This is a genomic window from Paenibacillus sanfengchensis (genome assembly GCF_036864765.1).
Classification (GTDB): Bacteria; Bacillota; Bacilli; order Paenibacillales; family Paenibacillaceae; genus Fontibacillus; species Fontibacillus sanfengchensis.
Genome location: NZ_JBAGJC010000019.1, coordinates 74,351 through 80,350, shown reverse-complemented (window position 1 = coordinate 80,350; position 6,000 = coordinate 74,351). Strand labels below are relative to the sequence as shown.

Genomic DNA, 6,000 nt, shown 5'->3' with positions numbered 1-6,000 from the left:
ACCTGGCAGCTGTCCGCCGAACTGCAGCGGGATGGCCTGCTGCCGTCGGCGGGGCTCGGCGGAGACCAACTGCAAGCGGGATCGATTGGCCCGCAGCATCTTCAGCCGGGAGCGGTGAACGCGGAGGCGCTTGGGGCCGAGGCTGTAGGCTCGGACCATCTGCGGGCCAACGCCGTATACAGCCGTCATCTGACGGCGGGGTCGGTACAGGAGCACCATATCGGGGACGGTGCGGTACAGCGTCAGCATCTGTCGGCGGAATCGGTTGATGCGGTGCATTTGGCCGACGAAGCGGTCCAAACGCGGCACATCGCTCCGGACAGTGTGGAAACCTGGCAGTTGTCCGTCGAACTGCAGCAGAGCGGTCTGCTGCCGGCGGGGGGAATCGGCGGAGACCAACTGCAAGCGGGATCGATCGGCCCGCACCATCTCCAGCCGGGAGCCGTGAACGCGGAGGCGCTTGGGGCCGAAGCTGTAGGCGCGGATCATCTGCAGAGAAACGCCGTGTACAGCCGTCATCTGACGGCGGGGTCGGTACAGGAGCACCATATCGGGGATGGTGCGGTACAGCGTCAGCATCTGTCAGCGGAATCAGTTGATGCGGACCATCTGGCCGAGGAAGCGGTCCAAACGCGGCATATCGGCTCGCATGCCGTTGAAGTTTGGCATCTTTCCCCCGCCCTGCAGCAGGACGGTCTACTGCCGCAGGCTGGAGTTAGCGGCCAAGATTTGCAGCCGGGCTCCATCGGAAGCGGCCATTTGCAAGCGGGGGCGGTGACGGCGGAGGCCCTTGGCGCCGAGGCAGTGGGCCCGGACCATCTTCAAGCGGACGCCGTAAGCAGCCGGCACATTACAACGGAGGCCGTACTGGAACAGCATCTGGGCGAGGCGTCGGTCGGTGCCGGAAAAATCAAGCCCGGTGCGGTCGGGCCGGAGCATTTGAGCATCACTCCCGTTCAAGCCCCGTTCGGGCAGCCGACACTTCAGCAGTTCGGAATGTGTCCGTTCTTGCTCTCCAGGAACGAGATTTCCACCGATGTTACCGTCATGTTTGATCAGCCTTATCCCAACGAGCATTACGTGCTCGTCGCCATGACAAACCAGCCCGCTTATTACGTCTCGCTAAAGGAACAGACCCGGGAATTGGCGGTGGTGGAGGTCACCAGGTTGAGAGACAGCCATTTTAATTACGGGTATATCACGTGGATTGCCGTAGGTTCATTTGATTAAACCGCATGCAAAGAACAATTTTTGACTACAAAGCGGCCGCGCCGGAATTTCCGGGCGGCCGTCTCCCGTTTTACAGAAAGGAGGGAGCGGGATTTTAGAACCAGGGGTTTGGAGAGATTCGTACCATCCGGAAATCACTACGGGAAATCAGGTCGTGGGGAACAAACGGGAGACGCCGATATCGGAATATATATAAGTTGAACAATTGATTTACCTGTAAGGCAGCCGTGTGAAATGTTCTTCCGATCGCTGCCCGTCCCAGTTTTCTTAATTAAATTTATACGGTAGAAATCCGGTCACAAAGGCGAACGCAGCCTATGCTTCCGATGCAGCTTTCTTAAGTTCAACTTATATAGCTTTTTGTCGAAAATGACAAAAAAGAGCCGTTCAGATTATATACAGTATTTCCCTCTCTTTTGTATAATAACTTTATTACTTATAGAGCGGAGGGAGCGACGTGCATGGGTTCGTCTGGAGGAAACTAGGGCTTGTCATCCTGTGCTGCTGGACTCTGGCCGGTTGTCAGTGGGCGGACCGGATGGCGGAGGATATCGTAAGGGAAACCGCGGCGATCCTTCAGCCAATTCAGGAGAAATCGAAAGGCCCGGAAACCGAAACGGAACAAAGTACGCAACAGACCAAGCCAAAGCCCAAAAAGGATTCGGAATCGAAGGCAGCGCCGATTACCGGAACTTTGACGGTTGCCGATTTAAAGAACAAATACAGCAACGCCTATACCGAGGTTCGAGGGCCGGGGACTCTGGCTCAGGTTGAACCCGATGAAACCTTCTACATAACTTTCAAATCCGTCTTCGGAAAAAAGCTGCGCCCCGAAGATATCGTGTCAGTACATACCGATTCGAAGGCCCTTCCGGAGAGCCGAATCGATTACCGGGCCGAATTTGACGAGAGAGCGGCCCCCGGTTCCAGGGTGGTTTTGTCCCCAGCGCTTTATGGCGTTTTAACATCCAATTATACTTATCAAGCTGGTGAAAATGTGTGGGGGAACGCCCCTAAATACTATATCCGTGTAAACTACGATATGAAAGCGGCTGACCCTGTTCGTCTTGATTCGCCGATTGTCATTCCGTTTACGGTGAAGTCGGCGCTGCCCGTGCCGGAGGTTTCCGCCCAAATTAGCGGAGAAGGCCGATTGAAGCTGGGGTGGAAGCCTGTGGAGGGAGCGGAGGCCTACCATATCTACAACGATATGGCCGATTTTGCCGGCGACGGAAAGAAACAGCTTCCTATCCCGGGCGCCGGGGGCGGGTTTAAGGATAATTATCCGATTTTGATCGGAGTAACGACCGAAACCGAATTCGACGATTTTATGATGGACGGCCATGGAGCATTGAGCTATTTCTCCTCCAAGGATAGAGTCACCTCCCAAAATCTTATGGTTAGCGGAAACTATTATGTGACAGCCGTCAACGGAGAGCGGGAATCCAACTTTAGCAAAGCGGTACAAACGTACCCGCTGTTGGGCAAGCTCCCTTCCAAATTGACGGAGGAGGCCTCGGACCGGTTGTTGCTGGGCTTCCAAAGGCTGGAGGGACTGCCGCAAAAGGTGGACGTCGAAAATGTGGATGGGCGTGTGACAAGCCGCACGATTGTCTACGATACGTTGAGGCTGTCTTCTCCGGAGAATGAAGAGGATTCCAGTCGGGTTTATTATAGAATTCCGGGGACGGCTCTCAGAGGCTGGATAAGCTTCTACGACCGCCCGACGGACCGGGAAATCCAGGCGTTGGAGGCCCGGCAGGCTTCCGTTCCTCAAGCGGAATTGGAGGCGTTTCGTTTGGCCGAGGAGGAGCCCTCGGGGCCGCAAATCGAGATCAAGACTTGGAAGCAGCGGTTTCCGGAGGAGGATAACGATCCGACCGAGCTTAAACGCTGGGACCGTCAGCTCGTTCCCGACCTGCCCATCCTGAAGGAAGTGAAGATTCACGCGGATTCGGCCCTGGAAGAGTATCTGGCCAGATTCATGATCGATGGCCAACGAAAAATTCCTTTGAGCGCTTTTTCCGAGGCGGAGGATGAGGAACTGCTCTTAGATGTGCTGAACAAGGTGTATTATCAAAACCCGATGATTCTTGGCGTCAAAAGCTACAGATACAGTTATTTCAGTGAGGCCCTTATCGTGGATTACCATGATTCACAGCGAACGATCAAGGAGAAGCAAGCCGAGACGCTGGAGGCGGCCCGGCATATTTTGTCCTCCATAATCAGGGAAGGGATGACCGAAGGGGAGAAACGATTGGCCATTTACGACTATTTGGACAACAATTCGGTATATGACGACGAAGCCTATGAAAACTCGGAAGCTCACGATTTTGAATATGTCGATGACGAATTTTCCGATGCCTATACCCCTTACGGTGTTCTGGTCAAGCAAAAGGGCGTCTGCATGAGTTACGCCTATGCTTTTAAGCTGCTTGGGGATCTTGCTGGGCTGGAAAGCATCGTCGTTACCGGGACGCTGGACGATATTCCCCATGCCTGGAATAAAGTCCGAATCGGCGAGGATTGGCTGAATGTCGATGCGACAAACGGCGCCACGAATGCGGGGGTGCCTTACTTCCTGTACAATGCCGGCGATCAGTTGGCCGAAGAGCTGAACTTTCATTTTGACGAAGACTATGTTTTGGACAGCGAGCTGTACGATTACGCCGGCAAATCCAACTCCAAAGATTATTATGCCTCCCATGGCTTAGAAGTCAAAACGCTGGCGGAGTTCAAGAAGAAATTGGCGAAAGGCCTGCGGCGGGGAGATGAGGTCATTTCGCTCCGTGTCGCTTCCAATCTGGATGAAAACGATTTGATGGAGGCCGCCTCGGAAACATTTTATCAAATTTCCCCGGAGCTGGCGGAGGATGCGGATTATTACGAAATGGAAAATTACGTGGTAATTTATCCGTAGCGTGGCGGCAACCCGGCAGTTGGGCTGTCATCCGTTCCTCTCCGTAGTATAATGAAACTATCATTTCTATGGAGGAATCTAGTGTGACATTGATCAGGCAACTGGGGAATCAGGATGAATTTGTCGGTTTTTACCTGCTGAAATCGTTGGAAATCAAGCAGACGAACAGCACGCCGCCCAAGGATTATCTCGATATGATGCTGTGCGACGCCAGCGGGGAGCTCCCGGCCAAGCTGTGGGATGCGTCTTCGACCGACAAGGAAACCTTTTTTCCGATGGGTCTCGTAAAGGTAAAAGGGCTGGTCCAAACCTACCGGGACAAACTGCAGGTAAAGATCATGCAAATCCGCCCGGCGAAGGCCGAGGACGGGGTGAAGTTGACGGATTTTATCCGCTCCGCGCCGATTTCGTCGGAGGAGCTGATGCATACGATCCTGCACGTCGTGAACGGGATTGCCGATGAAGAGATTCGGGAAATCGTGCGGTTCTGTGTGGGAAAAGTAGAGGAGAAGCTGGAGCATGCTCCGGCGGCCAAGACCCATCACCATGCTTATTTTGGCGGCTTGGCGTACCATATGGTGCGCATGCTGGAGCTCGGCGATTTCCTGTGCCGCCAGCGGCCGTTTTTAAACGCCGATCTGCTGAAGGCCGGTATCATCCTGCATGATATCGCCAAACCGGAAGAGATGGTGGCGCAGCTCGGCATCGTGTCCGAATACAGCGTGCAGGGCAGGCTGGTTGGCCATATCGCCATGGCTTCGAATTGGATTACGGAGGCCGCCGTCCGGCTCGGAATCGGACCGGAGTCGCCCAGGGTGCTCGGCTTGCAGCATCTGGTGCTGTCGCACCACAACCTGGGCGAATGGGGGAGCCCCGTTCAGCCGCAGATGGCCGAAGCGGTCGCCTTGCATTACATCGATGCGATGGATGCCAAGTTGCAGATGGTGGAGGACGCTTTAAATACAACACCGGAGACGGACGAATGGACGCCGTTGATTCGCGGGCTTGAGAACAAGGCCGTGTACCGGACCAAGTTGTAGGCATAAAATCTCTTACCGCACTTATATGTTTAAGCTGATAAAAGGCTGCCGCACTTTGGAATATCCACCGTGCGGCAGCCTTCTTATTCTTGAAGCTCGGGCTGAACCTAGATATTTTGTGCGTAACGGGGCTCGGGAACTTTGGTCAGAATGACATACAGCGAGGAAGGCTCGCTGCCCGAATTTGTATACGAGAACGTTTCCTCTCCCTCCAAATGCACGATTTCCCCTTTAGCCAATGCGGACTCGACGCCGTCCACGGAAACCGTTCCTTCTCCCTCGAGACCGAGGAGATAAACATCCGTTCCGGGGTGCTGATGTGCGGGCAACTGCTGTCCTGGCAAGAAGTTTAAAACAAATACCACACTCTCGCCTTTTTGAAAGGCGATTCGCTTCGTAAATCTCCCCTCTTGATATTCCTGCAGACTTGCCAATGTTTTTTTCTCCATGTGAATCCCTCCTTGCCTTTATCCTACCCGTCCGTGGGGAAGCAAACCTTGATTCAAATCAATTTTTGCAAAAATCATGCATATAGTTTGAACTATTGATTTGCATACTAGTGCCTCGTCAGACAACCTTGACTAACAAGAATTCCTCCTGCATATCTGCAAGTTTTTTTCCTGTTCGGAACAAAAATTTCAAGAATCCTGCAATTCAGCAGGAATTTTCGGCGAAGTAGGCTCGTTTCTCTAAAATTGCTGAAATACCTGCAGATTTACCTCATTTGGAGTTGGAAGTGCAACTAGGCTAGGCACCCTGATCGCCCCGGGCTTAATACGGACTTGGATGTCTGTGGGCTTGAGACTGCGT

At 53.6% G+C, this 6,000-nt stretch carries 4 protein-coding genes; 3 read left to right on the top strand and 1 reads right to left on the bottom strand.

Annotated features, from left to right (window positions below; all coding sequences use genetic code 11):
* The 3 genes from V4U84_RS24460 to V4U84_RS24450 all read left to right on the top strand — a co-directional run.
* Positions 1 to 1,230: WIAG-tail domain (locus tag V4U84_RS24460; protein WP_334078175.1), on the top strand; the 1,230-nt coding region annotated here is incomplete at its 5' end.
* 457 nt (positions 1,231 to 1,687) lie between these two features.
* Positions 1,688 to 4,150 (top strand): transglutaminase domain-containing protein, encoded by a 2,463-nt coding sequence (locus tag V4U84_RS24455; RefSeq protein ID WP_334075136.1) that lies wholly within the window; start codon positions 1,688 to 1,690, stop codon positions 4,148 to 4,150.
* Positions 4,151 to 4,233: 83 nt separating this feature from the next.
* Positions 4,234 to 5,190, top strand: coding sequence for a 3'-5' exoribonuclease YhaM family protein (locus V4U84_RS24450; protein ID WP_334075137.1), 957 nt, complete (start codon positions 4,234 to 4,236; stop codon positions 5,188 to 5,190).
* A 107-nt stretch (positions 5,191 to 5,297) separates the two neighbouring features.
* Here V4U84_RS24450 and V4U84_RS24445 read toward each other — a convergent pair whose 3' ends face one another.
* Complete coding sequence (locus V4U84_RS24445; RefSeq protein WP_334075138.1) at positions 5,298 to 5,639, bottom strand: cupin domain-containing protein; 342 nt, start codon at positions 5,637 to 5,639, stop codon at positions 5,298 to 5,300.
* Positions 5,640 to 6,000: the final 361 nt, after the last annotated feature.

Excerpts from the sequence above, each read along its gene's own strand:
- V4U84_RS24445 (WP_334075138.1), bottom strand. The coding sequence starts at position 5,639 with ATGGAGAAAAAAACATTGGCAAGTCTGCAGGAATATCAAGAGGGGAGA.